The following is a 25784-nucleotide window of genomic DNA, read 5'->3' on the forward strand; positions in this document are numbered from 1 at the left end:
ACGGCAGTTCAGGCAGTACTCCCATGACCACCCTCACACGCTCGTACCCAACTCAGTGCCACAACGGGGAAGGAGACCAGGATGGCGACGACTGAAGAGATCGAACGCCGCGTCGAGGAAGCGGACGCGGCCCGCAGCGCGAAGAGGGCCGCTGCGGCCAAGCGCGTCGGTGAGCTCGCACAGCTGCGGGCAGAAGTGGCCGAGAAACTCGGCGACATCGAGCGAGAGCTCGGTGACGTTCTCGCCGAGTCCAGTGACGTCATCGGCGTCGACGAGCTGGCCAAGTTCACCGACGTACCGGCCGCCGACCTCACCCAGTGGCTCAACGGCCGGAAAGCAACTCGCCCCAAGCGCAAACGGTCCACCGCCAGCGCGCCAACCACCAAGAGCGACGCGAGCGGGCCACAGACCACAGCGAAGACACCGCCGGCCAGCCAGACGTCCGCATCACCCGAAGTCGGCGGGCCTCGCAGCGGCGCGACGGACACGTCCAGCCGGGTTCCCGCGGCGGTGACGTGACATCGCCGCTCCGGCTCGTTCACCGTCCGCCGCTGTCTCGGGTGGCGACCGCGGAGTCGTAAACCTGCACGTTCCAAGGAATTGAGCACGTCGTGACCGCACACTCGCACTTCTCTCGCCGGAAGCCGATACGGCCGAGCACAGGACGCCATGCCGGGTGGGCGCTGGCCGCCAGCCTGCGGTTCGTGCGCGGTCTGCTCGCGTTCGTCGTCCTGCTCGCCCTCGTGGCGGGTCTGCCTTGGGCCTTGGTGCACTTCGTGAGTTGGCCGCTGCCCGACCACGTGCCGACCTGGGACGAGATCCAGGCGACGCTGCTCAACCCGATGAGCGCGCAATTCCTTCTCAACACCTTGGCGGTGCTGTGCTGGATCGTCTGGTTCTTCTTCGCGCTTGACGTCCTGCGCGGCACCATCGACGCGGCGCGCGGGATCACCTGGCCGCAGGTCCGCCCACCCGGCCCGCTGCACGGGCTGGCCGCGGCCCTGATCGGCACCATCGTGCTGACCTTGCTCGCCAACCGGACCCCGTACACGGCTCCCACCCCGACCACCGCGGACCTGACCGCCGATATCACGCCGGTCGCGGTCGTCGCACCGCTGACCCCAAGACCAGCCACCCAGGCCGCGGCTCCGCAGGCGGCCGTCGTCCCGGCGACCACGTTGGTGGTCGATCGGGCAGCGCCGGCCCCGCCGGGCATGGTCCAGGTCACCGAGGAGGTCCGGCTCCCGCACGACGGGATCTACGACAGCCTGTGGCGGGTCGCCGAACGCATCTACGGTCCCGGCGGCGGCAGCCGCTGGCCCGATTTGTTCCAGCTCAACCGTGGTGTGGAGCAGCCCGACGGCCGCGCGCTGACCAAGCCCAACCTCGTGCGCCCCGGCTGGAAGATCACCGCCTACGTCCCTGCCCCACCCGAACAGCATCCCCCCCGGCGAGCAGCAGCCGCAGGTGCCGCCCCAGCAACCACCACCTCCGACGAGCACCGCGCCGACCACTCCACCGTCAACACAGCCCGCACCGGACACGACCCCGGCGCCGGCCCCGCCGGACGAGGCCGGCGAGCACCGCGAAGACCAGGCCGAACCAGGGCTGGACCTGCTGACCGACGTGTTTGTCAGCCTCGGCCTCGCCGGAGCCATCACTGCGGCCATGGTGTCGGCCCGGATGTGGCGCCGACGACACTACCGCATCGGCAGCGGCGACCGCGCCGACCTGCAGCGCCCGATCGCGCCCGTGGTCCGCGCACTTCGGGCCGCGTACGACCAGGAAGACGACAGTGACCGCAGGCCCGGTGAGGACGTGGAGTTCGTCGACCTCGCGCCAGCCCCACCGCGGATCCACATCACCGCGGCCGGGGCCCTGGAACCCGACGACAAACCAGTCCCAGTCCCGGCGAGGGTCGGCGTGCGGGGCGGTCGCGAACTCGCCTTGAACCTCGCCAGCACCCGCGGTCTTGGCCTCGCCGGCCCCGGCGCGCCCGCCGCTGCTCGCGCGCTACTGCTGCACCTGCTCACCGAACATCAGCCCGGCGAGGGCATCCACGTGCTCGTGCCCGCCGACGACCTGCACCTCGTCTTCGATGGCGCCGACGTCGAGAGCCTGCCGTCCACCGTCCACGTCGTCGCCACGCTCGACGCCGCTCTCGACGAGATGGAAGCGGCCCTGCTCACCCGCACGCGCCATGCCATCGAGGAGACCGATTCCCAGCCCACGCCGGCCTCGCTCGTGCTGCTCGCCAGTCCTGCACCTCACGCCGAACGGCGCCTGCAAGCCGTGCTCGACAACGGCTCGCCCCTCGGCCTGGCTGGTGTGCTCCTCGGCCAGTGGCGCCCCGGTGCGACCGTGCGCGTCCGCCACGACGGCACCGTCAGCGCGACCAGCCCCGGTTTCGGCGACGCCCTCGCCGACACACGCCTGTTCAGCCTGCCCGCCACCGACACCACCGAGTTGCTTGCTGTGCTCCGGGACGCCGAAGGCCCCGCCGACCTGACAACACACGACTACGCAACCAGTGGCCTCACCGGCGACGAGCACACACCGCCTGCGGACGATCACGACGTCGTACCCACCCCACCCGTCCCCGAGCAACGCTCGGTCGACGAGATGACCCAGCTCGAATCCACCCGCCCGCTAGAACAAGAAGCCGGCGAGCAGCCCCCACCGAGCCCGAGCCTGCAGCTGCTGGACGTCCAGCCCATCCCCGTGGATGTCCAGCCGACGAGCCCGACCTCAGCCAGCCGGGATGACACCGAGGACCGCCGCACGGCCGCCGAGGACGTCAAGCCAGCCGCCGATCAGGCACCGGCCGCCGAGGAATCTCTGCAGCCGAAGAACGGTCACGGCGCAGCATCACAGCGCCCGCTGGTCGTGCGCGTGCTGGGACGCCTGCACCTGACGCTGCACGACGACGAGGGAGACCGTGTGCTCAGCGGCGTGCTGACGCCGAAGCAACGGGAAGTGCTCGTCTACCTCGCGCTGCACCCCCACGGCGTCCGCCGCGAAGTCCTCAACGAGGCCGTCTGGCCCGACAGCCGTCCGCCACGGCCGTACAACTCGTTCCACAACACCCTGTCCATGTTGCGCCGCGCGCTCACAGACGCCACCGACGGCAGGATCAACAACCTCGTCCTCAACAACGATGGCCGCTACCAGCTCAACGACGAACTCGTCGTCGACTACTGGCAACTCCAGCACGCCCTACAGGCACCACGCCCCACCGACACCGAGGCCCAGGCTCAGCTGCACGACGCCGTCGAGCTCTACCAGAGCGACCTCGCCGAGGACCTACTCGTGCCCTGGATCGAACCGTTCCGCGAGGCCACCCGACGCGACGTCCTGGACGCGCTCGGCGCCCTGATCCGCGCTCACGGCGACAGCGATCCAGAAACCATGCTCACACTGCTGGAACGCACCCGGAAGCTCGACCGCTACAACGAGGGCGTCTACCGCGACATCATCCGCACCCAAGCCCGTCTCGACCAGTACGCCGCCATCCCACGTACCCTCGCGCTGCTGACCACCACACTGGACGAGATCGGCCAACGCCCCAGCCCCGACACGCTCAACCTCGCCGACTTCCTCCAACGCCGCGGCAGCACCCGGAAGCCGATCTCCACCGACAACGCCGCGGCCAGCTGAACCGCATCCGACAGCGCAGCGATGCCTCAGTCGGGCTGATCGTCGTCATCCTGCGACGACTCGCCATCGTCCGGCGCCTTCTGCAAGCGCTCGATCAGATCGAGGTTCTCTTCCGCCCAGTCGATCAGAGGCCGCGCCCGGACCAGTAAATCCGCGGCGGCAGGAGTCAGCGAGTACACCACCGACCGCGGAAACGTCCGCTCCTCGACCCGATCCACCAGACCGGCGGTCTCCATCCGCCGCAACGTCCGGCCCAACGCCCGGCTCTGAATCCTGCGAACCGTCCCGGTCCACGGATCGAACGTCGTCATTTCCTGAATGGCGGTATGGAGCTCGCTGTAATGCAGCGGACCTGCACTCAACGCCACCAAAATGTGCGTGATCCATTCCCCGTTCAGCACGTGGCGGAGATCCCGCGACCGCGCCAGGTACCTAGCGTCCCCCGTTACCATGTACACCCCCCATAATCGTTCGTGACGGCCCGCCTACACCCCGCCCCCGCGGCACAGGCGACCCTGATATTCAAAAATGAGAATCGCCTCCTTTCTGGCCAGAAGGCGTATAATCGTCTCCGCCATCGGCCACCTCGGTTGATCAGTGTCAAGGTTGTCAACGCTACGTCAAACGGGGTACCCCGTGCAGGGTATTTCTACTTAGGACGAACAGGCGTCACCACATCGAGTGACCAACTAGTAGATCAACAGCACGGTCAGTGATCCTCTTGTAGCGTCCTGGCCACCTACCCGGCGACGGTCCGATTCAGCTGCCTGCTAGAGCGGTAGCCCTCCAACCCTGCGAAGTGCCTGGTTACGCAGTCCGCGGGGGCTACCGATGTAACGCCCGACTCGGTGGCCGGCAGGCACATGAACAGTCGATTTGGGTGGGGGGTCACCTGCCGTTACTCGTGACCCCGTGGTCACCCTGGCTGCGTTGCTCACCACCCGGTCCGTACCCCACTTCCCGCTGTTTGATGGCCATGCATTGGCCCGACTCTCGCTGCTCCGCTGCTCGGTCGCATCCCCTGTCGCGCATTCGCCGCTGATCAACTCCGTCCGAATCTGACACTTTGTATCAATTCGCGGCCGATTGTCGCTTGCGCTTGACAATCACAATTTCGACCGCATGTCAATACTCAAACTTGGTTTGAGTTCTCTCGGGTTGAATCGCATGAGCTGAAATGAGGACTAGACGCGCTCGCGATTACCATTTCTCGGCATTTCGCCATTCATAAACCCAGAAAAGCAAGAGATGAGCTGTCCGCTCCGCTGGGCGTCGCCGTGCCTTGCCGCTGTCGGCTCTTCTATGCCCGGTTTGGACAGTCACCCCGAGGGGGCGCGGCTGACTCTGCGCAGCTCTGACCCAGCGACTTTGCGCCACGAGGTAACGGAACGGTAACGACGAGTCCTCTTGGGCTTGCAAAGTGTGGACTCAGGGTGTGTACTTCTACATGTCGACTCCACGCCAAGAAGTCAACGGAACGAATCGAGAGGGTGAGGACCAGGGCACGGCGTCCCTGCGAGCTCTCCGATTCGGTCAGTACCTCCTTCCGGGTGTCGAGATGACAGTAGTCCCGTAAAGCGCGGGCAACGGCTTGGGCCGTGCGGACAGCAGCGAAACCGTGCAGAGCAGCGTGAAGAACGACGCGTAGCCAAACGCGCATTTCTAATCTGGAGTGCGTAGTAACTGCGCTTGCAGCTTCGCGACGTAAAGCTCTTGCTATAGAGCGGAGAAGCGCGCATAAATGGCATGCCTGCCACAGGTATGTCCCCAAGATAAGTCAATGGTGGTCTAGCACCGAAAAACGTCGCAATGTGTAGGCGTTCGGGGTTGTTTTAGGCGGTTGCCGACATTGGGTTTCTCTGGCTTGAGAGCGTCGCTCTCGCCTGCCCATAGCACGCCAAACCCTTACGGGCATGGTTCCTGGCATTGTGCGCTAGACATAACGGCTTATCCCAACAGTGTTTTAGAGATTCAGGGAATGTGCCATCGAAACGCGCAACCCTCACCCGTGAGCAGTGCCGTATTGCCCGGATACCAGGATGTGTCCCTTTTGCGGAGATCTCACAAGGGCGAGGGTTGCGCGCCTCGATGCCAGTTCACAACTGGCCTGAATCGCTGCCAGTCAACCACTTTCGTATACGAAATGGAGTACCGCCATGACTATGTCTCTGATCGATTGGTCCGCCCGTATTAGCGCGATGGCGGACGCTCTGTCCGTTCCGGACGGCGGTTTTTCTGTCAAACCTGACGACGGTTCGGACGTCCGTACCGGCTATGCGGTTGCCGTTCATCCGGAACACGAACGCGTTTTCGACGGTACCGTGACCAGCAACGACCTAAACGAGTACATCGCGCGAGCGAAAGACGCTCTTTCGCTGCGCGGTCGCGTTCTCGGCGGATGGCGCGACCCTGCGACCGGTCGCGTCTACCTGGACGTTTCCGTCGTGACCGCGGACCTGTCCGAGGCAGTGACCCTCGCGCAGGAAACCGCCCAGCTCGCCATTTTCGATTTTTCCGCTATGGAATCCATTCCGGTCACGGTCGCGGCATGAGTCAAGGAGTGAAACCGATGAGTGCAGTCATCGTCATGATCAGTGACGGACAAGCGCGACGCATCGCTTTCGAGTGGCATAGCGGTATGTCGTCCGCTCTGTATTCCCTCGCGTCATCGGGCGCGATTGACCTTGACCGCGTGCGGGATGAGATCTCCCGTGAGCTGTGGAAACTGGACGTCGGAGAAGTGCGACGCGAATTGCTCGCATTGGACAAATACGTACGAACGGCCGGCGCGCGTCCCGTGCAATCGGGATGGTCCCGCTTGTGGGACGACTCGCCGGTAAGCGTGAATCACACCTAAGAGGACTGAATTGTCATGCCTGCCCCCAGTGATCACCCATGGTTCCGGGCGCACCCCGTGAGCCACGAAAACATCGTGTGGCACTGGGAACAGGCCACATCCGACGAAATCGCGCAAGGAATGCGCTGGTATGCCGATGCTCACCACGTGGCAACCGCCATCGGGAACGATGACGCTCATCTCGGCGCCGGAATGCTCGCGATTTACTCACCGCAACAGGGATGGATCGGCAACGTCCTTAATGCCGCTCGCGTACTGCGCGAGCGTAAGGGAATCGGCGGGCCCGGTTCCGGAATGTTCGCCACGACCGGCCAGAAACGCGCCGCGGATCGGCTACTCAAGGGCGAACGGTATGAGGACATCCTCAACGGTCCGAAAATCCGCGACTTTGCCCACCTGATCGAGTTCGGCGGAGATCAAGACTCGGATGACCCGCATGTGGTGATCGATCGACACGCGCTCTCGGTGGCGCACGGTCGCGCGCTCACCTCCGAGGAGTACGACTCCGCGCCGGTCAACGGGTTCCGCCGCAAGGACGGATCGATTTCCCGTCGGCAGTACGACCACGTGGTCAGCCTGTACCGCCGTGCCGCGGACCTGATCTCCACACGCACGGGAGAGCGGATCTCGGCGCACCAGGTCCAGGCCGTGACCTGGTTGGTCCGTCAACGGCTCAACCAGGAAGCCGAACAACGGCGCGGCCCCAACCGGCTGGACAAGGGACGCAACCAGGCTCGCGCGAATTCCGAACGCGCATGGAACGAATTCCGCACCGTGTTCCTGCCCGACCTAGCCACGTGCCCCGGTACGGGCTACCAGTCAGCCGCCTAAAGCATCCCGAGTGAGGTCACGATGACTGACACACAACACCGTTCGATTCCGACAACCGTGATTCGGATCGGTGATCTCATATTCCTGGACAGTTTCTCCGGACTCGTACCGGCCAAGGTGAGCGGGTACACCCCGCGCGGCGAAATCGCCGTGTTGGTGACCGCCACGCGCGGCGCCTACCGCCGTGGCGAACACACCACATTCACCCCGAGCGGTTGTGTTCCGCGCGCACACGTGCGCGTGCGTTGCGGACAGTTCCGCATCTTCGGTGCGTGGACCTTTGGCGGGCTGCGCGACGAATTCCAACCGCGCTGGGCCTGAAACCCGCGCACCTTCCCTCGTCCTACCGGTCAACGCCAAGGGAGGCGACATGTCCACCGACACGGACACGGCCAACGTCGTTAAGCTCCACTTTCAGTACGCCCAAAACGGCTACGTCATGACAGACGACACGTACGGCGAACAGGACGCCGATAGCGCGGTCGCGTTCACTCGTGACGGGTGTGCGTTCGTCGCCTGCGAGCGGGCACCGCGCGGACGTTGGCGTATCGAGTCCACCGACGGCGAAGCCGGTCCGGTGCCGCTGTCCGCCTATCGGTACCGACTTTCGGACCTGGCGGACGCTGCGGAGTACGTCGCCAAGAAGTGCGGCGCCACGGTCCGCCGAGTCGATTCCTGGATCTAGCGCAATCGTCCAGCGCATCCCGAAATTTCACTGATAGTCAGCCGCGTGTCTCGGCGCCCGTTCATACGGGCGCCGCGCAGCTCTCACCCGCACGCAATGGTTGCAACGGCTCTGCTTTCCGTTGCGGATTGTTCGACTCATCCGCGCGCACGTCATCACCACCGTTTCCCGAATCAGTAAAGGAGTTCAACCATGTTCGTGTACGGCGTGTCCATCACCGATATTCACAGCGTCGTACGCGACGTGTCCAGCGCGCTCTACGACGGAAACATAACCACGCACACGGGTGAGGATCGCAGCAACCGCGCCGGACCCCGCGCCACGTTCACCCTTCGCACCACCGACACAGCGGGTTCCGGCGCCAAGGGAAGCGCGTCCGCGTTCGGCAAGGGCACCGGCCCGAACGGCAGGCGCAGCACCATTTCCGCGTGCTGGCACGCCCACTACGACGTGCTGGCTGAGTTGTTCGCCCGATTCCCGGCCGCCCGCGTGGTGACCGCGATCGCCACCTATACCGCGCCCACGTTCCGGGAACGCGCGTTGGCCACCGCCTGCCTGAATGTCGGAAGCCAGTTGTACCCGGTGACCGCGCCGGACTGCTGCGAATGCGATCACACCGGTTACGTCGACACCTTCGACCAGGTCGCCGGCACCGGTTACGTCGACGACTCCTACTGGATGCCGTCCGGCGACGCGATGCGCCCGAACACGGACGTCGACTACTTCCTTGATCAGCTCGACCGCGTGCTCGCAGAACAGTGACGCCCTTTTCCCATCACCTCCGCACATTCACGCAATTCGACCGACGAAAGCGAGCACCCACGCTGACCACAGGCCACTCGACCACCCTGGACGCTCTGCGCGCGGAGCTCGACCGGGAACGCGCACGGGCCGACTCCTTGGAGACGGTGAACCGTGTGCAGGCCGGCAGCCTCACCAGCCTGGCCAGGCTCGCGGAGGAACTCCGCTGCCAGGTTGCCGACCTGCACGACGACGCGCTGAGCTCGAACCCGATGCCTGTACAGGGCCTGCGCAACGTCACCGGCCGCATGGACGGCTTGGCGACGACCTTGAGCCGCGCGGCACGCGGCTACTCCGGCGCCCGGACCACGGACATGATCTACCCGACCGTGGACGACGACCTCCGCGCACACGGGTGGACGCCCCGACCGGACCGGGGCCTGGACGGCGTGTTGCCACCGATCCCGATCACCGAGCTGGGCGACCGGCGCGGCTATGCGCGCGGCTGGCATCGCGGCCCGCAATGGATCACGTTGTGGTTCACCGGGCCGTGCGCACTGGCCTACGCGGACAGCAGCGACCACGGCCGGCTCACCGACGTCGACGGCGTACGTGCCGTGATCACCTCCCGCCGGCCGTTGTCCGCGGACGCACTGGCCGAATGGGTCGCGGCCCGGCAGCAGGCGCACACGGTGCCGTTCGATGCCCCGTACGTCCGGGTGTTCGCGCACCTGCGGTCGTCCTGGGGTGGGGGCCTGGTCGTCGATGATCGGTGCGACGAACACGGCGCCCCCGCGCCCGAGGGGCCCGGTAAGCGCTCCGTGTGGGCCTGCCCGAGCGACCCCGATTTCCGGCTCTACGTCTGGGGAATCGGCAACCAACCGGCCCACGTCCGCTACTGGGCCGGGCCCGTGGTCGACATGGCCCACCTGGTCCAGATCACCGGCCACTGCCGCTGACCTCAGCCCCTTTCCGCACCCGCCGACCGACCGTCCGTCGACGGTCGGCCGGCGCCTCGTCGTGCGCCGGTTACCGCCACACCTCACCACCAAGTCGGCCGGCTCGGCTCGGACTGGCTCGTCGACCAGCAACCCCACGGAGAACCCCAATGACAACCCTCGACCTCGCGCACACTGTCGCCGAGCACCTCGGGACCGGATGGCGCGCCTACACCGGCAAGGCCGACGACGGCTCGGAAGCCCATCTCGCCGGACCGAACGATCAGGTCCTCGACCTGGTCGACGGCACCACTACCGGCCGCAAGACCGACCGGGACCGATTGATCATTATCGGTCACCTCGGCTTCCTGCGCAACCATGTCCCGCAGGACCACGAGCAGGACCACAAGATCACCGTGGGCCGGTGCAAACCGCCCGACGTGATCGCCCACGAGACCCGGCGCCGGCTGCTGCCGAATTATGAGACCGCGCTGCACGCGGCCTGGGACGAGAAGCACGCCAGCGACGGCATCGCCGCCGCCCGTGAGCAACTCGCGGCGACCGTCGCGGCCCGCCTGGGCGTGCAGCGCCAAGACCAGGCGACCGACTTCCACTTCGGCACGGTCGACGCAGGCGTCCACGGCCGAGTCTGCGTGCGGCCCGGCGCGTCCGACTCGGTGTTCACCGTCCGCGTCCCGCACGACCGGGTGACCGAGTTCGCCCGGCTGCTGGCCACGTTCGGACACCTTCCTTGATCACCTCCGGCCGTTCGGTCCACCCCTCCGGTGGCCGAACGGCCGGCCTGTGCCCTTGCCGATTCCGCTCACTTCCGGCCCGAAGGGACCGATACCGCCATGACCACCACCTCCTCCACCGCCCCCGTGGCGGACGTTCTCGACTGCGGCCACCCACCCACCCCGGACCCCAGCGGGATCGGCACCGGCCGCGCGATCGACCCGACCACCGGCGCCACGAGCTGCTACCCGTGCTCGAACGAACGCGAACGCCACGCGATGACCCGCGCGAACACCTTCGTCGCCTACGTGTCCTCGGCCGGCGACGCGCTGATTACCGCGCCCGGCGGGCACCTGGCCACGATCGACCCCACCGACGCCCACCAGGTCGGCCGGCGCACCTACACCCCGTCCGGCGGGATGTGGACCCGCTACGTCTGGCACGCCACCGACGTCGACGGAGGCCGCTGGGCAGGCGTCAACGGCGGCCCTGGCCTCGTCATCCGCGTCCACCGGCTGCGCGTGTGCACCTGGCAAACCGAGTTCGGCAACGGCGGCGCGCCGCGCTACTGCCACCGCCGCGCCACCCACGCCGGCCAGGGCGGCGCCTTCGACCTCTACTACCGCACCCACGCCCGCCAGGTCTTCGACCTCTACGGCTGGACCACCACCGCCCTGCCACCCCGCGAACTCGCCCAGACCCGCGCGTGAATCGCGCCACCACAAAGAAAGGAGCCCTTCGTGTTCATGAAGTTCTACGACCGCCTCGACCTGTCACGGCTGCGTCTGGACGACGTGCACACCGTGCCCGCCAACCGCGCCAAGGCGCTCGACGTGGCGCGGGACCGCCACCTTCCGCGCCAGTCGCTCACCCGCATGGGCTTATGGGTCTACGTCTTCCAACTCGGCGCCGACGTCCATCTCGGCACGGTCACCCTGGCCGGCGCCCAGCCCGGACCCGAGAACGTGGTCACGCTGCCGGTCCGCCAGCTCGGCCACTGCACCACCCCCGGCCGCTGACCGAGATGGCCGGCCTGCTGGCCGCGGTCGCCGAGGACTACCCGCCCACCGCCCTGACCGCGCTGCTGGCCGACAGCCTCACCAAGGTCCTCGACCTGTGGGCCGACGCCCGCCGCAACGGCCGGACCACGATCGACATCCGCGACCTCGACCGCGCCGTTACCAGCGAATTCGCCCCCGCCATCCGCGCCTGGCGCACCGGCGACGCCTTCCCACGCCCCCGCCTGGCCGACACGGCCTGGCCCGAACCCGTTCCGAGGTGAACACCATGCCTATCGACGACCCCACGACCGCAACCCCGTCCGAGATCGACGAAGAGCTCGCCCGGCTCGGCATCGAGCATGCCAAGGCCACCGACACCGTCAACGGGCTCACCGCCCGCGTCCACCGTCTGGTGAACGACGGCATGGCCGAGTACGCGACCGAGTTGCAGCCCCGGATCGAGCAGGCCCGCCAGACCATCGCCGAGTGCGAGGCCGCCGCGCGCCCCCTCGATGCGGAGTTCGAGCGTCGGGGCGGCTGGACCCGCGCCTGGCTGGTCCTCAACACCGGCGGCCACGTCCACCGCACCATGGAGTGCCGCACCTGCTTCCCCTCCACCCGGTTCGCCTGGCTCACCCAGCTCTCCGGGCACGACGAGACCGAGATCGTCGAGCAGGCCGGCAAGGCCGCATGCACCGAGTGCTACCCCAGCGCGCCGGTCGACATTCGCAACCAGCCCAGACGGATCAAGACCCCCGAGCAACTCGCGCGGGAAGCCGAGAAAGCCGAACGCGCGAAAGCCAAGGCCGCGAAAGCGATCACCGCGCCGGACGGAACACCCTTGCGCACTAAGGGGTACGGGCAGATCGACACCGAGTTCACGGCCCGTCGCTCCTACTTAGACGCCTTGGCCTACGCCCGGTATCTGACCAGGGCAAGCATCGCCCACCACCGAGACACCATCGCCGAGTACCGCGAGGACGCGCAGCTCATCCTGGCCGCGCTGGCCGCGAAACATGGCCGCACCGAGGACGACTTGCGCGCCGAACTGGCTCCCAAGGTCGAAGCCAGGTGGAAGCGCGAATACAAGTAGCGGCGCCCTCTGTCGCCTGTGTCTGGCTTGGAACGCGTCCCCTGCCTACGCACCTATCCGCTTCCCACGAGAGGACCCCTACCGATGATTCTGGTCGAAACGCTGGAAGACCTGGTTTACAACTACCTCGAAGATCCCGCCCGGCCCGGCCCGGTTCGGCCGTCGGCAAGGTCAACGCGCAAGACCTGGTCAGCCGCGTCGTGCAGCACCTCGCCGAGCGCGGGGTCGACGTGGCTTTTCAGGACGGCTCGCGCCTCACCACATCAGGCAGCACGCCCCGGCGGCCGGAGCCCGAGCGGCACCGCCTTCCCTTGGTACTTCAGGAAAACGACGACGGGCACGTCCGCATCTACTGCGACGGCCGCGACTGCGTCTGGTCCTGGCCGCTCTACCAGCACGCGAGCGCGCAGACCAACGGCGACACGATCACCAAAGCTGTCGAGCACGCCCTCCGGCGACACCGCCACACCTGACCACTCCGGCTACCAGCTACGCCACATCGGCGCGATGCCCTCCCCAGCACCAACTCGCCACGGGGAGGGCATCGCGCTGCGTGGGCTGATACACATCCGCAGTAGCTCGAATCGCCATGACTACCAACGACATTCACGACGCCCGGCAACTCATCGCCGAGATCAACATCCCCACGGAACGCCCGCGCTGGGCATGGTGGGCCCCCGGTGACGCCACCCGCTACCACGCCACGCTGATCAACGCAGCACCCAGCGCCAGCATGGTCGGTACCGCGCCCGGCGGCACCTTCCGCGCGCTGGTGATCACGATCGACCTGTTCACCTCGCGTCCCATCTCGATTGTGATCCCGCGGCCCCACTGACGACGAAGACCGCTACACCGCCGAGGAATGGGTCTTCCGACGGTTCCCCGGTGGCTGGTGGGCCGGCATCCGGCCGCTGCTCGCCGCTCTGGGCTGGACGCCCACGACCGACCGCGACACCGGCTACCGCAGCACCGACTACCGCGACATCACCAAGGCACAGCGCAACCCAGACGCCGACCGCTAGTACTGCAACGGCAGTTGGTCGTCGTGTGGTAGATCATCGTTGTGGTGGTCGATGTGGTGATGGGGCAGCTGGATCGGGTTCATGATCGGATCGCGGGACGGTTCAGGCGGTCGGAGCCGCGGGGCCGGGCTCGGGAGTATGTGTCCGGGCTGGTCGCGGGGTTGGAGCGGAAGAACGGCTGGACACTGGCGGAGCAGTCCGGTGAGGTGTCTCCGGATGGGATGCAGCGGTTGTTGCGCTGGGCGGACTGGGACATCGACGGGGTGCGTGACGACGTGCGGGACTACGTGGTCGAGCATCTCGGCGAGCCGGGCGGCGTGCTGATCGTGGACGACACCGGGTTCCTGAAGAAAGGTGTGCGCTCGGCCGGGGTGCAGCGGCAGTATTCCGGGACGGCGGGGCGGATCGAGAACTGTCAGATCGGGACCTTTCTCGCCTATGCCGGTGATCATGGGCATGCGCTGATCGATCGGGCGCTGTATCTGCCGGAGCCGTGGATCGCCGACCGGGACCGGTGCCAACGGGCGGGGATTCCGGATGAGGTCGAGTTCGCCACGAAGCCGCGGCAGGCGATGGGCATGCTGGCGCGGGCGTTCGAGGCGGGTGTGCCGTTCGCGTGGGTCACCGCCGATGAGGCCTACGGGCAGGTCAAGTACCTGCGAGCCTGGCTGGAGGAACACGACGCCGCGTACGTGCTGGCCACCAAGGTCAACGACACCCTGATCACCGCCGAGGGCACCGAACAGCGGGCCGATGAGCTGATCGCGGACCTGCCCGCCCGGGCGTGGCGGCGGTTGTCGGTCGGTGCCGGCGCGCACGGGCCGCGCGAGTACGACTGGGCACGGGTGCCGGTCCGGATTGGCTGGCAGGCCGGGCGCGGGCACTGGCTGCTCGCCCGGCGTTCGATCTCTGATCCGACCGAGATCGCCTACTACATCTGCTACGGGCCCCGCCGGTCCACCCTGCTGAACCTGGCCTGGATCGCCGGGGCGCGCTGGCGGATCGAAGAGTGTTTCCAGCAGGCCAAGAACGAAGCCGGACTGGATCACTACCAGGTCCGGTCCTGGCGGGCGTGGTACGCCCACATCACCCTGTCGATGCTCGCCCACGCCTGGCTCGCCGTCGCCAAATCCCTTGCCATAAAAGGGGAATCGGTATCGCCGAACCAGACATGATCAGCTTTACACTACCGGAGATCCGGCGCCTGCTCACCAAGCTGGTCCTGCGTGTCGCCGACGCCGCCGAACACATCTGGTCCTGGTCACGCTTCCGCCGCCGACGACAACACCAAGCCCGCCTCAGCCACTACAAACGCCGCGGCTACCCACTTCCTTAACTGCCGTTGCAGTACTAGTACCAGGCACCGCGCTTGCCTCCGGCCACACGGCCGGACCACCCCACCCGCACGGCACCGCCCGCGTCCGCGCGGGCCGTGATGACGGCAGCCCGCCGTCCGAGGAGATCATCATGAACAGCACCGGCAACACCGATTTGTCGTCGCGCTCTACGTCGATCCGGCCAGCCGGCAGGTCCGAGTTTCGATCGATCTCGACGATACCGAGTCGTGGCTGCTGCGCAACGACAGGGACAGCACGGTTCCACTGCGCATCTGCGTCCAGGGCGACGTCACGTTCGGGGGCTGACAAACCGATCGCGCGAGCGTCGGCCCGCGCTCGCGCCATTCGCGCATCGTCGAACGATTCCACTGCTCGTCCAATCAGGACACTCATCGCGTCACGTTGATGAAGAGGTTATTCATGAACTCGTAAACCACCGAAATGCCGGACCTTACTGGTAATCACCGGAATCACGACTTGCCGAATGCCTGAGCTGAAGTAGATGGCCAGCAGGCCTAATCGCCCGCCTCTGCCGCAACTTTCCCCCGTCCTGGACGTCCGGTTCGGCGCGTGCAATGCGCTCCGAGGTGGCGCGCCACGTAGGCCGACACGTGCAGAAGTTGCGCGACCCATGGCCACCCCTGCTGGTGAGTGAGGCGCAATGTTCTCAGTTGCCAGCCGTCGGAAGCATCGTGGACGCTTGCGCGTCCGTGCGGCGGTGGCGGTGCATGAGGATGCCCTTGGCCGTGGCGATCACGTCGCGGGTCCCGAGCGCGGTGCGTAGCTGGGCCTGTTCCTGGGAGCCGATCAGGGCGACGGCGGCGTGAGCGGCGAACAGTTCACCGATGTGCTCGGCATCGGCATCGAACGCGTCGCGCTGTGAGGAGTACAGGTTCAGCGCGCCCAGGGTGGTGCTGGTGGCGAACAATCGGAACCCCAGCACGGACGCCACACCGAGGCTGGCCGCGGTGTCGGCGAACTTGGGCCAGCGGGAGTCGTCGGCGAGGTTGCCGGTGCGGTAGGTGTGGTGCTCGGCGATGGCGTCCACGCATGGGCCTTCGCCCAGCTCATGCTGCAGCTCGTCCAAGCGGGCCACGAGATCGTCAGACGGCGCGACGGTGCGCAGCTGCCCGGCCTCCAGCAGCGACACCCCGGCGTACTCCGCGCCAGGGATCGTTGCCACCGCGGCAGTCACGATCCCTTTCATGGTCTGGTGCAGATCCGGTTCCGCGGTCAGTGACCGGGCCACCTCGCTGAGAGCGTGCGCTACCTGCCCCAGCGCCTCACTGTTGGCAGCCTGCCGGGATGATCGTTCATCGCCCACCTGCCCCATTCTGTCCGGATATAGACGTCACGGCCAGATGCGGCGCGGTCGGGAGTCGGGGCCGTGGTAGTTAACCGCCACGCTCCCAAGCTCGTGTCCACCGGCGTATCAGGGGTTCAGGCGAGGGCGAGGAACAACTTCTCGAGTTCGGCCTCGGTCAGGGGTTCCTGGTTGTTGTCATCGTTGCCGGTGAGGCATTGGCGCATGCCGGTGGCTACGATCTTGAATCCGGCACGGTCGAGGGCGCGTGAGACGGCGGCGAGCTGAGTGACGACGTCTTTGCAGCCTCGGCCAGCTTCGATCATGGTAATTACACCCGCGAGTTGCCCTTGCGCACGGCGGAGCCGATTGAGTACCTGCGTGATGGTTTCTTCGTCCCCAGTCATACGAACCCTCCTAAAGTAATCCCGACCTGGCACCAGTATACCCCGTGAGGTATCGCCAGTGGGGGGAGTTCGCTTCGCTTCCTGACGGCGCCGGTGGAGTCTCGGGCTGAGGCGACAGGCGGCGGCTGCCTGGTGGACGAAATTCGGCGATTCGTACTGTCGATCGTGTGCGTGGACCAGTGTGGCCGAGGCTGGCCCGCAACGAGACCTGTGAGACGTGCGTACCGCACCACCGGGCCAACTCGTACGAAAATCCAGCAACCTGCACTTGTTGGTCAACAGTTTCGGCTATGGGCAGCAGGCCGAACTCGTGATCGACAGGTTGGGCGTCGATCATTCGATGACGCGCCCGAAAGCGTGCACAGTCCGAGGTGAAGAAGGCTGGTGGGCGTAGGGCCCGCGTGAGAGCGGTGCCTTGACTTGTCGCGCTCTGCCTAGCGGCTGTAGGTGTCCTCGCGGGGCGGTGGTCCGACGTCGGAGTGGCGGCCGGGCAGGATCGCGGCGTGTCGTTGCCCGGGGCCCGGCCGGTGCGACTCGACCTGCTGCATCCTTGGGCGCCAGCGGCCGCGGCGGTCTCTGCCGGTGTGCGCTGTTGGGTGTGGCGGTGATGGCCGCGCTCGATGAGATCGTCTTTCACCAGATCCTGGCCTGGCACCACTTCTACGACCGCTCCACGCGTGCCGTCGGGTTGCTCTCGGACGGTCTGTTGCATACCGCCGAACTGCTTGGGCTGGTCGCCGGCTTCGTGTTGTATGCGGATTTGCGGCGCCACCACACTCTGGCCCCGCCGCAGGCCTGGGCCGGGCTGTTCCTCGGGTTAGGCGCGTTCCAGCTCTTCGACGGCATCGTCGACCACAAGCTGCTGCGCATCCATCAGGTCCGCTACGGCGTCGACATCCTGCCCTACGACCTCGCCTGGAACGGCGCCGGACTCGTCCTGCTGACCGTCGGCGCGGCCCTGGCCGTTCGCGCAGACGCACAGCGTCCGCGGTGCTGTTCCCGCTGTCCGGCGGGCCGTTCACCGCCCACATGGCCCAGCACCTCGTCGTCGCCATGATCGCCCCGTTGCTGCTGGTCCTCGCCCGTCCCCTCACTCTGGCCCAGCGCGCCCTGCCTCCTCAGAGTGCGCGGCGAGTGTTGCTGGCCCTGGCGCACTCCCGGCCCGTCACGTGGCTTGTCTTCCCGCCCCTGGCCGCACTGCTGGACATCGGCGGCCTGTGGCTGCTCTACCGCACCCCATTGCTGGCCGCGACACATCACCAGCCGCTGATACACGCCGCAGTCCAGGTCCACGTCGTGCTGGCCGGATTGCTGTTCACCTTCGCCATCTGCCAGCTCGACCCGCTACGCCACCGCTGGAACCTCGCCTGGCGGGGCCTCACCCTGCTGGCCGCCGGTGCCGGCCACGCCATCCTTGCCAAGACCCTGTACGTCGCCCGCCCGCCCGCCACCACCTACAGTGCGGTCGACCTGCACACGGGTGCGCAGCTGATGTACTACGGCGGCGACCTGGTGGAGATCGCTCTCGCGGCCGTCCTCGCTGTCCAGTGGTACCTCGCCACCGGTCGCGCCCACGCCCGACTCCAGCGCCGCCAGCGGCGACCACCGCTGACAGCTGACTCGCCCCCACACACCTCGCGCGACTTCTGAACCTTCCTTGGCACCCGTCGGCGGGCGGGATAACGAGCGACAGTGGCCGGGGGAGAGACGATGACGGCCCCATTTTTGATTGGCTGATACCCCCTGGGGTATTATAGTAAACCTGGTCGCCATAGGAGGTTCAACGATGTGTCAACGTGCTGTGTGTTCGACCTGCGGGAAGGCCACCTACACCGGGTGTGGGCGCCATGTCGAGCAGGTGCTCGCCGGTGTGCCCGCGTCACGGCGGTGTCAGTGTCAACCAGAGCAGGGCGGATCCGAGCGGAAGTGGTGGAAAATGTTCGGCCGCCGTTGATCACTGCGGCCACAGGGAGCCGGGCGCCACACCGAGGTGCTCGGCTCGCTGTCGAACAGGACCCTCGAACGGTACGAGTTGCACGTTCGTCACCGATGTTTAAGGACCCGCGACACCCTGTCAGGATCTGCGTCGACGCTGATCCTGCCCTTCACTCGCCCTGACTCCAATGGACCGGAAAGCGTGAGAGGGGCGCATTCCTTGAGCCTATGTGTGTCCGTGATGGTTGAAACGGAATAGTCATTGCCGCAACACGGTAAAGTGAATGTCCCCCGGCCCATGGGTCAAAGAACGGCTGTCATGGAGCCCTGAGCGCGGGGGTACTGGAGGAGTCGGCTGTCCGCGTAGAGCGCGGGCGGTGTCATGTCGTGTCTTTGCGAATCGTGGCTTTCTGGTCTATGTCGTGTGTCGGCTCTATGTCGTGTTTCGGCGGTTTCGTGTCGAAGTTGCCGAGGTGCCAGGTCAGCAGTGCGAGGGCGAAGACGAGGATGAACAGTCCAACAAGTGCGAATCCGACGTAGTTGAGGTCGAATTCGGCGATGGTGGTGATGGGGCCGGAATCGGGGTGGAGTGTGTCGGTGAGTAGTGATGCCAGTTGCACCGTGCCGATGAGGAACGCGCTGCCGACGGACAGTGTCGTGACGATGATGTTGTAGAACATTCGGCGAAGGGGTTTGGTGAGGGCCCAGTTGTAGGCGACGTTCATGAGGACACCCTCGGCTGTGTCGAACATGGTCATGCCTGCTGTAAAGAGGGCGGGTAGTACCAGGATGGCGTACCAGGGCAGGGACAGTGCGGCTCCGCCGGCGAGTATGAGTAGACCGATTTCAGTAGCGGTGTCGAATCCGAGGCCGAAGAGCACTCCGACTGGGTAGATGTGCCAGGGTTTGCGGACTGCCTTGGTGGTGCTTTTGAGGAGTCGGTTGAGGAACCCGCGGTTGTTGAGTTGGTTGTCCAGATCTGCTTCTGTGGCCGCCCGGTGGCGCATCTGCCGATACACCTTGATGATCCCGGCCAGCGCGACAAGGTTCATGATCGCGATGGCGTAGAGGAAGGTGCCTGATACCGCCGAGCCGAGGGCACTAGCCGTGTGACGCAGTGCCGATTCCTCGTCCCGGACTGCACCGGCCAGTGCCCGCACGCCCATCGCTAACGCTATGGAGAGCGCGAACACAACTGTGGAGTGGCCGAGGGAGAACCAGAATCCCACGGAGAGTGGGCGTTGTCCCTGAGCGAGCAGGTTGCGCGTGGTGTTGTCGATGGCGGCGATGTGGTCGGCGTCGAAGGCGTGACGGACGCCGAGTGTAAACGCGGTGATACCCAGCCCGATGCCGAACACCTGTGAGCTGTTGAGGGTGTGGTGCTGTGGTATGACAACGAAAAGGAGCATTCCCCAGCCGAGCGCGTTGAGGGCCAGGATGAAACCGGCCATCCCGGCGATCGAGCGTCGTGCCTGTGACGTCGGGATTGCGGCTGCCCGGGCTGGCGGGGGTGTGGTCATGGCTTGATCTTCTCCTCTCGTCGTCGACGATGCGGCCTGTGACCCACACCAGCGCCACACGCGCGGAGCCATCTCACCGAGTCCCACGGGTGATGTGTTTCGGGTCCGAGGGGTGGTCGCGACAGCAGTGGTCACGACCACCCCTCGGGACGTGTCAGTGGGAGAACGTGATGGTCGGCAGTGCTTTACGGAGCCAGCGCGGTGACCACCAGGCGGAGTGGCCGGTGATGCGAAGCAGGACCGGCAGGAGCACGAGCCGGATGAGGGCGGCGTCGAGCAGGACCGCGACGCCGAGGATGATGCCCATTTCCTTCGGGGGTAGCGGGTCGGCGAGGGCGAAGGTGAAGAACACGGCGACCATCACGGCGGCGGCGGCGAAGATCACGCGTCCGGAGTGGGCCAGGCCATCGATCAGGGCGCGCCGCGGGCTGCCGGTGAGTTCGTAGTGTTCTTTGGCGCTGGCGAGCAGGAACACGGTGTAGTCCATGGCGATGGCGAAGATCATCGCGAAGAAGAACACCGGCCCCCAGCCGTCGAGGAACCCCTGTGGAGTGAAGCCGAGGAGCCCGGCGAGGTGACCGTCCTGGAAGATCAGCTTCGCCACGCCGAACGCGGCGCCGGTGGAGAGCAGGCTGACGACGGTACCCAGCAGCGCGATGACCGGGGCTTGCAGGGCGACCAGGAGTAGGACGAACCCGAGGGCCAGGATCACCCCGACGACCAACGGCAGGTAGTCGTTCAGTGCGGTCTGCAGGTCCAGGTTCTCCGCCGGCGCGCCACCGACGAGTGCGCCGTCGGGCAGGGTGTCGCGCAGCCGGTCGAGTGTGTCGCCCAGTTGGGGCGAGGACGGATCGACGGTCGGCATGGCTTGGACCAGGGCGTAGTCGGAGCCGTCGGAGGCGGGTTGCGGCGGGGTGACCAGCGCGATGCCGTCGGTGTCCTCGGCCTGGGCGGCGGTGGCCTGGGCGTCGGCGGCGGGGGTGATGATCTGCAGCATGCCGGGGGCGCCGTCGCCGAAGCTGTCTTGAACGGCTTCGTAGCCCTGCCGGACCGGGGCATCGTTCGGGACGACCTGGATGGAGGGCATCGCGACCTTGAGCCCGAACACCGGCAGGGACAGGGCGATCAACACCAGCAGCGCGCCGAGGGCGAAGGGCCAGGGTTTACGGCTCAGCAACTGCCCCCAGCGGGAGAACCGTGGCGAGTGGGCCTCGGTGCGCTTGGCCCAGGGCAGGGCGAGGGAGTTGACCCGGCCGCCGAGCTTGCCCAGCACGGCCGGGAGCAGGGTGAGGGTGGCGGCGAGGACGAAGACGACGGCGAGCATGATGCCCACGGCCATGGTCCGCACCGCCGGTGCGGGGACGAGCAGCACGGCGGAGAGGCTGACCAGCACGGTGATGCCGGACAACAGGACGGCCTTGCCGGCGGTGTCCATGGTTTCGGCCACCGCGGCCCGCGCGTCCGCCAGCTTGCGCAGAGCGTCGCGGAAGCGAACGACGAGGAAGAGCGCGTAGTCGATGCCCAGGGCGAGGGCGAACATCATGGCGAAGTTCATCGCCCACACCGAGATCGGGGTGATCTCGTTGAGCAGCACCAGCGCACCGGCGGAGGCGCCGAGCCCGGCCAGGGTCAGCAGCAACGGCAGCCCTGCGGCCACGAGCGAGCCGAACGCGAGCACCATGATCGCCAGGGTGACCGGCCACGACACCATTTCGGCCTGAATCATCGCGTCGTGGTTGGCTTCGTTGAAGTCGCTCCACAGTGCCGAGGCCCCGGTCGGGTAGACGTGCACCGACGACGTGGACAGCCCAGTCAAGTCGGCCTTGAGATCATCGACCGCGCGGACCATGTCATCGGTGTTCGCGTTGGCTCCGGCGAGCAGAATGCCGGTGCGGCCGTCCGGGCTGATCGTCATCCCCGGTTTCGGCGGCACGAGCTGCCCAATGCGGTTGTCCTGGGCGAGCACATCCGCCGCCTGGCCGAGGATTTGTTGCACGGCTGGATCACTGATCGGCGCGTCGTCGGACTGCACGACGACCTGGATGGCCGAGGATGCGTTCCCGCCGAAGTGCTGCTGGGCGAGTTCACGGACCTGCACCGACTCGGATCCGTTGGCCTGCCACCCGGCGCCGGCCAGGGAGGTGAACACTGTCGGAGCGAGGGAACCCAGCGCGCCGACGACGAGCACCCACGCCGCGACCACCCACCACGCCCGGGCGGCCATCCGCGTGCCGAGTCTGCCCAACGGGCCGCTTCGCTGCAGGGACAACGCCGCGGTGTCCGGCGGGTGGCTGTCGGTACGGGTTGACGCGGTCATCCGGTTTCCTCCAGATATGGACTAGGGGTATGTCGTCGGGCATGTGCCACCGCGGCCCCGTGCCGGGGACGCTCGATCAGGTGGCGCCTGGAGTGCCAGGTTCTGCTGCGCCGTCGCAACAACGTCGGCGCCGTCGAGGAAGCGGATCCCCGAGCCGCCGGATCTTCCGCATGTGGGTATCTCCTCGAACGACACTACCAAAAAATACCCCATGGGGTATCGTCGTGCGGGCGTGGGTGAAGGGGAGGGCCTGCGCTTGCGTGTCAGACCGCTGCCCGAGCTGCGGTTCGCCAGTAGCGGCAGGGGCGCGTTGCAGCAGTAGGTGAGCGGTGTTTCGCCGGATACCCCCACGGGTAGTCGGGCAGGATGAAGGGAGGACGTGGATGCAGCCGCCCGTCGGAACAGCTGGAGCACGTGTTCCGGTCGCTGGTGGGCTCGGGTGATCCTCGCGGCGGGTTTCGGGCTTGTGATCGGCGTGACGCTGGGTCTGCTCGGCGCGGGTGGGTCCATTTTGGCGGTGCCCGCCCTGGTCTACGGGATGGGCGAGCCGGTGCGCCAGGCGATCCCGGCGTCGTTGGTGATGGTGGGGCTTTCGGCGATGGGTGGGGTCGTCCCCCGGTTACGTCAGGGCATTGTGCGGTGGCCGATTGCGGGGGTGTTCGGTGCGGCAGGCGCGGGAGCGGCCTTCGGTGGAGCAGCCGTGGGCCGGCTGGTGTCCGCGCAGGTGCTGCTGCTGGCGTTTGCCGTCGTGATGGTGGCCGCGGCGGTGCGGATGCTGCTCGGGCCGACCGAACCGCGCGGGGCGTGCACCGTCTCTGGTGGGAGGGTGAACTGGCGCTCGTGTCTGCCCCGGGCACTGGGTGTGGGTGCGGCCGTCGGATTCTTGACCGGCCTGTTCGGCGTCGGCGGCGGCTTCCTCGTAGTGCCCGCCCTGGTCCTGATGCTCGGGCTGGACATGCCGGCCGCGGTTGCCACCTCCCTGCTCATCGTGACGATCAACTCGATCGCCGGACTGGCGGCTCACTGGGACGCGGTGACCGAACTGGACTATCCCGTGGTCGCGGCCTTCACGATCGCCGCCCTCGCGGCGTCGGTGGCCTCGGGCAGGCTTGCCGGCCGCGTGGACGCCGACCGTTTGCGCCGCTGGTTCGCCTACCTGGTGATCGCGGTCGCGGTGTTCGTCGCGGTTCAGGCCCTGATCAACACCAGCGCGCTGACATGAGAAATCAGACGGAAAGAAAGGAGTGGATGATGCAGGTCGAGGAGCTCTACCGGCGACGAAACGAGGTACAGCTGGTGGACGTGCGCGAGCCCGAGGAATGGCAGGCCGGCCGCATCGAGAGCGCCCGGCACATTCCGATGGCCGAGGTGCCCACCCGGCTCACCGAGCTCGACACCACGCGGCCCGTGGTGACCGTGTGCCGCAGCGGTCACCGCAGTGGACAGGCAGCCGAATTCCTGCGGCAACAGGGTTATTCCGCGGAGAACACCGACGGTGGGATGCAGGCATGGCAGGAGGCCGCACTCCCCTTCACCACCCCTGACGGCAAGCCGGGAAGGGTGGCGTGAACCATGTGGTTCCAGCAGTTCTACCTCAACAGTCTCGGACACGCCTCCTACCTGATCGGGGACGAGAAGACCGGTCAGGCGCTGGTGTTCGACCCCCGCCGCGATGTGGAGGTCTATCGACAGACGGCTCGCGACCGGGGGTTTCGAATCACCTACGCGTGTGACTCCCACGGGCACAACGACTACCTGTCCGGGTTAGGCGAACTGGCCGGATCCGCGCACCCGCCGCAGGTATGGGGTTCAGCCGCCGGCGAGCTGAGTTACGCACACCGGCCGATCGCCGACGGCGAGCAGATCGAATTCGGCGACGTCGGCATCGAAGTGATGCACACGCCCGGGCACACCCCCGAGCACATCAGCCTGCTCGTCTACGATCGCTCCGCCAGCGCCGATACCCCGGCATTGTTGCTCTCCGGCGGGGCGCTGCTTGTCGGTGACCTCGCCCGCCCCGACCTGCTCGGTGGCCAGGAGCAGGCCCGCCGCCACGCCGAGGTCTACTGCGACACGATCCAGACCAAGCTGCTCACGCTGCCCGACCACGTCGAAGTGTTCCCCACACACGTGGCCGGATCACTGTGCGGCGGCAACATCGGGTCCCGCCTGTCGACCACACTCGGATACGAGAAACGCACGAACGCGACCCTGGCCGAGGTCGCCGAGAAAGACGAATTCGTGCGGCAATGCATCCGGCTGGACAACCTCCCCGCCGTGCCCCCGTACTGGCGGCGTATGCGCACCCAGAACATGGCCGGCGTCGACCCCCTCGGCGTACTCACCGAGCCGCCGCCGTTACCACCCGATGACGTCGCCGCTGCCCTCGACGGTGGCGCCGTCGTGCTCGACACCCGCTCGTCGGAAGCCTTCGGCGGTGGCCACATCCCCGGCGCCGTCAACGTGGGCCTCGGCTCGTCCTTCGCCACCTGGGCCGGCACCGTGCTCCCCGCCGACGCGGAGATCCTGCTCGTGCTCGACCGCCCTGGGGATCTGTGGGAGACGGTCTGGCAGCTACTTCGGATCGGCTACCGCATGCCCGTCGGGTGGCTGGCCGGGGGCATGAGCGCTTGGCGCACCTCGGCACGGTCGCTCGACCGCACCCCGCAGATCACGGTGGACGAGCTGAAACGCAGGCTTGACGAGGACGCGATCACCCTGCTCGACGTGCGTCAGCCCGCCGAGTGGGCCGCCGGCCACGTCACCGGCGCCACGTTCATCACCGGCGCCGAACTACCCGACCGGCTCGACGAGGTCCCCGCGGACAAACCTGTCGCCGTCACGTGCGGCAGCGGCTACCGCTCGTCGGTCGCCGCCAGCCTGCTCGCGCGAGAACGCGACATCCCGGTGATCAACGTCGCCGGCGGTATGACCGCGTGGCAGCGTGCGAGCTACCCGACCACAACCTGACACAAGTGCTCTCTCATGGAGGACTGCGATGGATTACGCCCGTACTATTACCCTTGACCTGCCGTATGAGCAGGCCGTGCCGACGGTGAAGGAAGCCTTTCAGGAGCAGGGGTTCGGCACGCTCACCGAGATCGACGTGCAGGCCACCCTGAAGAACAAGCTCGACGCGGACATGGAGCAGTACGTCATCCTCGGTGCGTGCAATCCCCAGCTCGCGCACCGCGCCCTCGACATCGACCGGCAAATCGGACTGCTGCTGCCCTGCAACGTCGTGGTCCGCGCCGCTGGCGACAACCAGACCCTGGTGCAGGCCCTCGACCCTCAGGTCATGGTCACCGTGCCCGAACTCGACGAGCTCCAGTCCATCGCCGACGACGCCGGACAACGCATCCACGCCGCCCTGCAGGCACTCGCTGCCTGACCGTAGCGCAGGGG

General features: G+C 66.9%; 30 protein-coding genes. 24 read left to right on the forward strand and 6 right to left on the reverse strand.

Going from position 1 to position 25784, the window contains the following annotated elements; all coding sequences use genetic code 11:
* The first annotated feature begins 81 nt into the window (after positions 1 to 81).
* The 3 genes from ACZ1DY_RS09225 to ACZ1DY_RS09235 all read left to right on the forward strand — a co-directional run bounded on the left by ACZ1DY_RS09225 (position 82) and on the right by ACZ1DY_RS09235 (position 3657).
* The gene (locus ACZ1DY_RS09225; protein WP_043829868.1) at positions 82 to 519 is read left to right on the forward strand and encodes a hypothetical protein; all 438 of its coding nucleotides are present in this window, start codon (positions 82 to 84) and stop codon (positions 517 to 519) included.
* 92 nt (positions 520 to 611) lie between these two features.
* Complete coding sequence (locus tag ACZ1DY_RS09230) at positions 612 to 1799, forward strand: LysM peptidoglycan-binding domain-containing protein (protein WP_465484101.1); 1188 nt, start codon at positions 612 to 614, stop codon at positions 1797 to 1799.
* Complete coding sequence (locus tag ACZ1DY_RS09235) at positions 1684 to 3657, forward strand: AfsR/SARP family transcriptional regulator (RefSeq protein ID WP_465484102.1); 1974 nt, start codon at positions 1684 to 1686, stop codon at positions 3655 to 3657. Before ACZ1DY_RS09230 ends, ACZ1DY_RS09235 begins: the two co-directional genes overlap by 116 nt.
* A gap of 26 nt (positions 3658 to 3683) precedes the next feature.
* On the opposite strand, the gene ACZ1DY_RS09240 is transcribed toward ACZ1DY_RS09235, so the two are convergent.
* Entirely contained in the window at positions 3684 to 4058 is a 375-nt protein-coding gene (locus tag ACZ1DY_RS09240; RefSeq protein WP_158077475.1) for a winged helix-turn-helix transcriptional regulator, read from the reverse strand.
* A gap of 1755 nt (positions 4059 to 5813) precedes the next feature.
* Here ACZ1DY_RS09240 and ACZ1DY_RS09245 point away from each other — a divergent pair.
* From ACZ1DY_RS09245 to ACZ1DY_RS09315, 15 genes are all read left to right on the forward strand, one after another.
* Positions 5814 to 6209, forward strand: coding sequence for a hypothetical protein (locus tag ACZ1DY_RS09245; protein ID WP_112285680.1), 396 nt, complete (start codon positions 5814 to 5816; stop codon positions 6207 to 6209).
* 17 nt (positions 6210 to 6226) lie between these two features.
* Entirely contained in the window at positions 6227 to 6514 is a 288-nt protein-coding gene (locus ACZ1DY_RS09250; protein WP_043829862.1) for a hypothetical protein, read from the forward strand.
* Positions 6515 to 6571: 57 nt separating this feature from the next.
* A complete protein-coding gene (locus ACZ1DY_RS09255) occupies positions 6572 to 7345 on the forward strand; it encodes a DUF7178 family protein (protein ID WP_144024176.1) in 774 nt (257 codons plus the stop codon).
* Positions 7346 to 7366: 21 nt separating this feature from the next.
* Positions 7367 to 7666 carry a hypothetical protein gene (locus tag ACZ1DY_RS09260; RefSeq protein ID WP_091680093.1) on the forward strand — a complete coding sequence of 100 codons (300 nt, stop codon included), beginning with the start codon at positions 7367 to 7369 and terminating at the stop codon, positions 7664 to 7666.
* Between the two features lie 49 nt (positions 7667 to 7715).
* Positions 7716 to 8030, forward strand: coding sequence for a hypothetical protein (locus tag ACZ1DY_RS09265; RefSeq protein ID WP_043829857.1), 315 nt, complete (start codon positions 7716 to 7718; stop codon positions 8028 to 8030).
* 192 nt (positions 8031 to 8222) lie between these two features.
* Positions 8223 to 8792 carry a hypothetical protein gene (locus tag ACZ1DY_RS09270; RefSeq protein ID WP_043829855.1) on the forward strand — a complete coding sequence of 190 codons (570 nt, stop codon included), beginning with the start codon at positions 8223 to 8225 and terminating at the stop codon, positions 8790 to 8792.
* A gap of 146 nt (positions 8793 to 8938) precedes the next feature.
* The gene (locus tag ACZ1DY_RS09275) at positions 8939 to 9730 is read left to right on the forward strand and encodes a hypothetical protein (protein ID WP_043829853.1); all 792 of its coding nucleotides are present in this window, start codon (positions 8939 to 8941) and stop codon (positions 9728 to 9730) included.
* A 149-nt stretch (positions 9731 to 9879) separates the two neighbouring features.
* The gene (locus ACZ1DY_RS09280) at positions 9880 to 10464 is read left to right on the forward strand and encodes a hypothetical protein (RefSeq protein ID WP_043829851.1); all 585 of its coding nucleotides are present in this window, start codon (positions 9880 to 9882) and stop codon (positions 10462 to 10464) included.
* A 99-nt stretch (positions 10465 to 10563) separates the two neighbouring features.
* Positions 10564 to 11154: a hypothetical protein gene (locus ACZ1DY_RS09285; protein ID WP_043829849.1), complete on the forward strand. Its 591-nt coding sequence runs from the start codon at positions 10564 to 10566 to the stop codon at positions 11152 to 11154.
* A 30-nt stretch (positions 11155 to 11184) separates the two neighbouring features.
* Positions 11185 to 11463, forward strand: a complete 279-nt coding sequence (locus ACZ1DY_RS09290) for a hypothetical protein (protein WP_043829848.1) — start codon at positions 11185 to 11187, stop codon at positions 11461 to 11463.
* Between the two features lie 5 nt (positions 11464 to 11468).
* On the forward strand, positions 11469 to 11726 hold the full coding sequence (locus tag ACZ1DY_RS09295) for a hypothetical protein (RefSeq protein WP_043829846.1): 258 nt from the start codon (positions 11469 to 11471) through the stop codon (positions 11724 to 11726).
* Positions 11727 to 11731: 5 nt separating this feature from the next.
* Complete coding sequence (locus ACZ1DY_RS09300; protein WP_143102010.1) at positions 11732 to 12538, forward strand: hypothetical protein; 807 nt, start codon at positions 11732 to 11734, stop codon at positions 12536 to 12538.
* A gap of 230 nt (positions 12539 to 12768) precedes the next feature.
* Entirely contained in the window at positions 12769 to 13011 is a 243-nt protein-coding gene (locus ACZ1DY_RS09305) for a hypothetical protein (RefSeq protein WP_143102009.1), read from the forward strand.
* A gap of 116 nt (positions 13012 to 13127) precedes the next feature.
* A complete protein-coding gene (locus tag ACZ1DY_RS09310) occupies positions 13128 to 13373 on the forward strand; it encodes a hypothetical protein (RefSeq protein WP_043829842.1) in 246 nt (81 codons plus the stop codon).
* Between the two features lie 228 nt (positions 13374 to 13601).
* Positions 13602 to 14735, forward strand: a complete 1134-nt coding sequence (locus tag ACZ1DY_RS09315; RefSeq protein WP_043829840.1) for an IS701 family transposase — start codon at positions 13602 to 13604, stop codon at positions 14733 to 14735.
* Positions 14736 to 14858: 123 nt separating this feature from the next.
* Here the strand turns inward: ACZ1DY_RS09315 and ACZ1DY_RS09320 are convergent, their stop codons facing one another.
* The 3 genes from ACZ1DY_RS09320 to ACZ1DY_RS09330 all read right to left on the reverse strand — a co-directional run bounded on the left by ACZ1DY_RS09320 (position 14859) and on the right by ACZ1DY_RS09330 (position 16607).
* The gene (locus ACZ1DY_RS09320; protein WP_137095936.1) at positions 14859 to 15290 is read right to left on the reverse strand and encodes a hypothetical protein; all 432 of its coding nucleotides are present in this window, start codon (positions 15288 to 15290) and stop codon (positions 14859 to 14861) included.
* 274 nt (positions 15291 to 15564) lie between these two features.
* Positions 15565 to 16221 carry a GAF and ANTAR domain-containing protein gene (locus tag ACZ1DY_RS09325; RefSeq protein WP_245976527.1) on the reverse strand — a complete coding sequence of 219 codons (657 nt, stop codon included), beginning with the start codon at positions 16219 to 16221 and terminating at the stop codon, positions 15565 to 15567.
* 116 nt (positions 16222 to 16337) lie between these two features.
* Entirely contained in the window at positions 16338 to 16607 is a 270-nt protein-coding gene (locus tag ACZ1DY_RS09330) for a metal-sensitive transcriptional regulator (RefSeq protein ID WP_043830840.1), read from the reverse strand.
* A 598-nt stretch (positions 16608 to 17205) separates the two neighbouring features.
* Here ACZ1DY_RS09330 and ACZ1DY_RS09335 point away from each other — a divergent pair.
* Entirely contained in the window at positions 17206 to 17664 is a 459-nt protein-coding gene (locus ACZ1DY_RS09335) for a DUF2243 domain-containing protein (RefSeq protein WP_228708117.1), read from the forward strand.
* Positions 17598 to 18257 (forward strand): cytochrome c oxidase assembly protein, encoded by a 660-nt coding sequence (locus tag ACZ1DY_RS09340; RefSeq protein ID WP_197684734.1) that lies wholly within the window; start codon positions 17598 to 17600, stop codon positions 18255 to 18257. The genes ACZ1DY_RS09335 and ACZ1DY_RS09340 overlap by 67 nt, the downstream gene beginning before the upstream one ends.
* A gap of 665 nt (positions 18258 to 18922) precedes the next feature.
* On the opposite strand, the gene nicT is transcribed toward ACZ1DY_RS09340, so the two are convergent.
* Entirely contained in the window at positions 18923 to 20062 is a 1140-nt protein-coding gene (gene nicT, locus ACZ1DY_RS09345; RefSeq protein WP_081684794.1) for a Nickel transporter NicT, read from the reverse strand.
* A gap of 154 nt (positions 20063 to 20216) precedes the next feature.
* The gene (locus ACZ1DY_RS09350; RefSeq protein ID WP_043830838.1) at positions 20217 to 22379 is read right to left on the reverse strand and encodes an MMPL family transporter; all 2163 of its coding nucleotides are present in this window, start codon (positions 22377 to 22379) and stop codon (positions 20217 to 20219) included.
* Positions 22380 to 22818: 439 nt separating this feature from the next.
* Here ACZ1DY_RS09350 and ACZ1DY_RS09355 point away from each other — a divergent pair, with 439 nt between their 5' ends.
* The 4 genes from ACZ1DY_RS09355 to ACZ1DY_RS09370 are packed head-to-tail and all read left to right on the forward strand — an operon-like array spanning position 22819 to position 25770.
* The gene (locus ACZ1DY_RS09355; protein ID WP_043830836.1) at positions 22819 to 23601 is read left to right on the forward strand and encodes a sulfite exporter TauE/SafE family protein; all 783 of its coding nucleotides are present in this window, start codon (positions 22819 to 22821) and stop codon (positions 23599 to 23601) included.
* Positions 23602 to 23627: 26 nt separating this feature from the next.
* Entirely contained in the window at positions 23628 to 23948 is a 321-nt protein-coding gene (locus ACZ1DY_RS09360; RefSeq protein WP_200864274.1) for a rhodanese-like domain-containing protein, read from the forward strand.
* Between the two features lie 3 nt (positions 23949 to 23951).
* Positions 23952 to 25349: an MBL fold metallo-hydrolase gene (locus ACZ1DY_RS09365; RefSeq protein ID WP_043830835.1), complete on the forward strand. Its 1398-nt coding sequence runs from the start codon at positions 23952 to 23954 to the stop codon at positions 25347 to 25349.
* Positions 25350 to 25377: 28 nt separating this feature from the next.
* Positions 25378 to 25770, forward strand: coding sequence for a DUF302 domain-containing protein (locus ACZ1DY_RS09370; RefSeq protein ID WP_043830833.1), 393 nt, complete (start codon positions 25378 to 25380; stop codon positions 25768 to 25770).
* The last annotated feature ends 14 nt before the right edge of the window (positions 25771 to 25784 follow it).

It is taken from the genome of Amycolatopsis sp. PSD-21, assembly GCF_055561455.1.